The organism is Trueperella pyogenes, assembly GCF_001070855.1.
Classification (GTDB): domain Bacteria; phylum Actinomycetota; class Actinomycetes; order Actinomycetales; family Actinomycetaceae; genus Pauljensenia; species Pauljensenia pyogenes_A.
The window spans coordinates 1-4,792 of record NZ_JVLH01000001.1 but is presented as its reverse complement, the minus strand read 5'-3'; the positions used below and the strand labels follow the sequence as shown (position 1 = coordinate 4,792).

Genomic DNA, 4,792 nt, shown 5'->3' with positions numbered 1-4,792 from the left:
CTCCGGCGACATTTTTTGAAAAGCATCTTGCTCTTTCTTCGACCAAGCATGAGTACCTTTTCCAGAAGCAGAAGACGTACTTCCCGGCATACCCGCCGAACCTAGACGTGTCACAAAAGAAGCATCCGCATACTCTGCCAAGGCAAGTGCCTGACTTACAAGCAATGTAACCGCGAGCAGGGCATCATTTTTTCCTTGTTCGGTATACATGTAACTTGTGTTCTCGTACGTCACTACACCGCTATCGGAAATACTGCACATGCGAGATTTTGCTTCAGAAGTAGCTTTCTTAACAGCGCTTTCCACTTCAGAGACATTTCCGGCTGCGGTACTCACCGCGTCCTGAACCTCTGCCAAGTCATCGGCAAGAGTTGTCAGAGCTTCATGCGCTGTCGTCATTTTGTCGCGCAAAGTCTGCGCAGTTTCACCCTCACCTTGGAAGGAGGTCATGCTTTGCTGGAGTGCATCGGCTTGTTTCACAACAGTGTCGCGCCGAGCACCAACCTTTCCGGCGTAGCCCGATAGACCAGTTGAGCTCCAGGTTTTCACCTGACCCCAAGTTAATGACATTCTTGTCCCTCTCCTTCCACAGGCAGGCGCTACAGGATGTTCTTTACAAGCTATTTCTCTGGGATATCGATATCGACGCGGCCGGAGATGAAATCACGAGGGTCAGCAGTTGTCCCATCCGAGGGGCGCAATCCCGTCTGGTAGCGCATTAAGGTGGCTTTTCCCTCGTGAACGGTCACATAGAGGAAACCACCATTAACCGGATCACTCCACGAAAGCTGACGAACACCGCCTTTATCCGAGCCCAGTTCAAACTGTGAGTAGGTTTCAGCTAGGACTTCCCTGCCGATCCTCTCAACTTCAGCCACGGGCACATACGGACCCGCAACATCTTGCCCAACAAGCTCCCACGCCGGCTGCTCGTGGCCTGAGGATTGGTCAGTCTCTTTATTGATCTCGGACCCAAAGATGCGCGCTTCCCACGCACCTCCACCGCCGGCCTCGGCAAGGCGACGACGGAACTCAAGTATCTTCGGCTCCTCATCACGCTGAAATGCCTGAATGGACTGACGCTGCTCTAGGGGAAGGCTTCCATCCCAATAGACCATGCTTGTTGCCTTTCCGCTCTTAGATGGTGATGCCGATTGTGTAGTCGTACTCTGGGGATCCCTCAGGACGGGCGAACATGCGGCCAGGGCCAGCACACATGCCACCCCCAACACAGGGCGCCACAACGTGCGCATCAGCGCTTCACCCCTGCAACAACACGACCGATGTCCTGAAGCGTTTCGGTGCCGTCTTCCAAATAGATACTGTGGTTATCAAAATTTCCCTTAATAGGCACACTTGCGGGCGCATCATTGTTATATTTCGACGAACCGGTTGCATCGCCGGACAGATGAGTAAACCCTGAGTCAGCATCCATCGGGTTCTTACCTAAGTGACCAACAGAGCGAAAACCAGCTGCGCCTATTCCTTGAACGCTATCCCCCTTCGGAACCCCGGAAACCCACAGATGATTCCGATCGACACGGTAGTCGTTTGCGTCATAAGTTCCCATTCCAGGTGAGCCACACAACGCTAGATCATCAATGACACCGGGCTTAACCTTCGTGGCGGCCATACCAGACGTTGTCGAACCATACGAATGGCCCACCAACGTCATATGCGCATCACCAGCACCATACTGACGAGACGCCTGCAAACCCGTCAAGAAACCAGCTAATCGATCAGAACCCTCCTGTGCGAGCGTTGGAGAAGCAATATCGCGGGCATTCAACGCATTTGCCTCACCAGGAGCATCGTAGCCAAGCCAAGCAACCGTCGCGACATCTTCTAAGGGTATATTTCCCTGAGCAGCCGCTGCCCGACGAAGATTCCCCGTATGACGTAAATTGGTATCAAGTCCCCCCTCAACGGTTGTGCCAATGCCAGGAACCAAGGTGGCAATATGCTTCGCATTGTCCACATCGCCTTGAGCGACAGCAGCCTTCACACGACGACCATCATCTTGCAGAGTCAGGAGAGAAATCGGTTCCCCTTGCTTCCCGTGCTGGTAATCTTCGAGACTGATGCCATTCGCAAGCGTCGAGCGGATTTTTTCATAAGCTTGAATATCCGAAATTGCACGTTTGTATTTTTTCTCGATCTCCTTGTACTCATCTTGATCGCGAGCTCCACTTAATTCGCGTATATAGCGAGCTTGGTCCTCCCTAGCGCGGGTTAACTTGGCATCAAGATTCAACCGATTTGCGCGGTCCCGCGCCCATCCTTCCACACCATCAGCGTTACCAATCATCTCAGGGTAGGTATCACAGAGGTGACGTTTCTGTTCATCGCTTTGCGCCGACCAGTACTCTGCTCGTTCCTCTGGAGACATATTCTTGAAACGCTCTTGCTCGGCCTTGGATAGGTCGCGAATTTGTCCGGGTTTCGTGGGTTCCTTTCCCGGGGCTGTCCCGAAAGAACTCAGTTTCTGACTGAGCGTGCTATCTGCGGAATCTGCCAATGCAATTGCACGCGCCACCATTCGTTCAAGGTTCGCCTCAGCACCGTGTCGATAGCTTTCAGTCTGCACACTTGTCGCGTCTCTCCACGTAACTTTTCCATCTTGGGAAATTACGCAACCATATCCAGCAGCAACTTTCTCTACCTGTTTAATCGCTTCCGCTACTTCAGCAACCTCAAATAGAGCGTTCCTCAAAGCAACTTGGAGGTCACCTAGCTCATCGCTAAAATTCCTGAGCTGCCAGCGAGCTTTCCCCACTGCTCTGCGTAGTGCATCTGAAGTTGCTCCTTCGCCGCTGAGAGACAACGTAAGCTGCTGCAGAGCCTCAGTCTGTCTATCCACAACGTCAAGACGAACTCCAACTTTTCCGACATAGATATCCAGATCTGATGCTCTCCAGGTTTTCACCTGCGCCCAGGTTAACGACATTGTTATTCCTTTGAGTCCACTGGATGGATACTACAGCGCTTGCTTCACAAGCTAATTTTCAGGGATATCGATATCGACGCGACCAGCAATAAAGTCACGAGGATTTTCGGTCGTCCCATCGGAAGGACGCAGACCTGTCTGATAACGCATCAACGTTGCCTGGCCATCATGAACAGTCACATACAAGAAGCCACCGTTATGAGGGTCACTCCACGACAGCTGACGTACACCGCCCTTATCTGAACCTAACTCATATTCAGAATAAGTCTCAGACAGAAGCTCGCGACCAATCTTCTCAATCTCAGGAATAGCAACAAAGGGACCAGCAGTCATCTGGCCTTGCAGCTCCCATGAGTCTTGAGAAAACCCAGCAGAATCGTCATCCCATTTCGAGATGCTCGACCCGAAGCTACGTGCTTCCCACTCTCCTCCACCGACCTCGGCAAGCCGACGACGGAACTCAAGAATCTTCGGTTCCTCATCACGCTGAAAAGCCTGTACAGACTGACGCGCTTCTAGAGGAAGATCCCCATCCCAATAGTTCATTTTCTTTGTCTTTCCACTTGATGACGATGATGATGCTGTCAAAGTACCGCCGTTTGGATCAAGCACGCCTGGCGAACACGCGGCAAGCACGAGTGCACTGGCTCCAAAGAGGCAAAAAGCTTGCAGATGCTTCAAAGTCTTCATTTCTTTGTCCCTGCGACAACGCGGGCAATATCTTGAAGTGTCTCGGTTCCTTGTTCGAGGTAGATATTGTGGTTAGTGAAGCTCGGAAGTGAAGGGCGCCTACCTGTGAGAAGACGGCCTATGGTGTCGAGAGCGTAATTACCTGGGTTACTGGGCGGTGCATTGTGGTCATAACCTTCATAGCCGGTTGCATCGTCTGAAAGATGTGTAAAACCGGAATCTGCATCCATAGGGTTCTTGCCTAGACCGAAACGACCAATCTTTCGCCTCAATATTCCGCCCAGCCCCTGGACGCTATCGCCCTTAGGAACACCTGACACCCAGCGATGAGCTTCGTCAACGTGATAATCATTCGAATTATAAGTTCCCATGCCGGGAGAGCCGAATAGTACCAGGTCGTCGATGATACCGGACTTGACCTTCGTGGCGGCCATACCAGACGTCGTCGAACCATACGAATGACCCACCAACGTCATATGCGCATCACCAGCACCATACTGACGAGACGCATGCATACCCGTCATAAAGCCAGCCAAACGATCAGAACCCGCCTGAGCCAACTTCGGCGAAGTTATATCACCCAGGTTTTCTAGCTTTGCTTCACCCGGAGCGTCATAACCCAACCATGCAACCGTCGCCACATCGCTAGTCGACATATTCCCCTGAGTAGCCGCAGCCTGACGAAGATTCTCCGTTTGACGAAGATAATTGTGAAGCTGTCCCTCAACGGTTGTCCCGATACCAGGAACAAAGGTCGCAACATGCTTCGCATGATCCACATCGCCTTGAGCGACCGCAGCTTTCACACGACGACCATCATTTTGCAGCGTCAACAGTGAGATCGGATCACCTTTCTCTCCATGCTGATAGGCTTCCAGCGAAACGGCATTTCCTAAAGCAGACTCAATTTTGTTGTAAGCTTCAAGATCCATTTTTGCACGCGAAAGTTTCGCGCTAAGACCCCCATCGTGCTGGTATAGAGTCGGGTCATGCACGTCTCCCGGATAGGTATATCGAACCCTATCACGCATAGCTGCCTCAAGATGTTGGACAAGTTTCTCGGTCTTGAGTTTTTCTTCCCTCAAGTTAATTCGGTTTGCGCGGTCGCGTGCCCAAGCTTCAACACCATCAGCATTACCGATCAGCTGAGGATAG

At 51.8% G+C, this 4,792-nt stretch carries 5 protein-coding genes; all 5 read right to left on the bottom strand.

Going from position 1 to position 4,792, the window contains the following annotated elements; translation table 11 throughout:
- Positions 1-570: WXG100 family type VII secretion target (locus tag ADG72_RS00025; RefSeq protein WP_048711257.1), on the bottom strand; the 570-nt coding region annotated here is incomplete at its 3' end.
- Positions 571-620: 50 nt separating this feature from the next.
- Positions 621-1,118: a DUF4853 domain-containing protein gene (locus tag ADG72_RS00020; RefSeq protein WP_239667605.1), complete on the bottom strand. Its 498-nt coding sequence runs from the start codon at positions 1,116-1,118 to the stop codon at positions 621-623.
- 134 nt (positions 1,119-1,252) lie between these two features.
- The gene (locus ADG72_RS00015) at positions 1,253-2,926 is read right to left on the bottom strand and encodes an alpha/beta hydrolase (protein ID WP_239667604.1); all 1,674 of its coding nucleotides are present in this window, start codon (positions 2,924-2,926) and stop codon (positions 1,253-1,255) included.
- A 72-nt stretch (positions 2,927-2,998) separates the two neighbouring features.
- The gene (locus ADG72_RS00010; protein WP_048711253.1) at positions 2,999-3,637 is read right to left on the bottom strand and encodes a DUF4853 domain-containing protein; all 639 of its coding nucleotides are present in this window, start codon (positions 3,635-3,637) and stop codon (positions 2,999-3,001) included.
- The coding region (locus ADG72_RS00005) for an alpha/beta hydrolase (RefSeq protein WP_048711252.1) at positions 3,634-4,792 on the bottom strand (1,159 nt) is incomplete at its 5' end. The genes ADG72_RS00005 and ADG72_RS00010, both read right to left, overlap by 4 nt.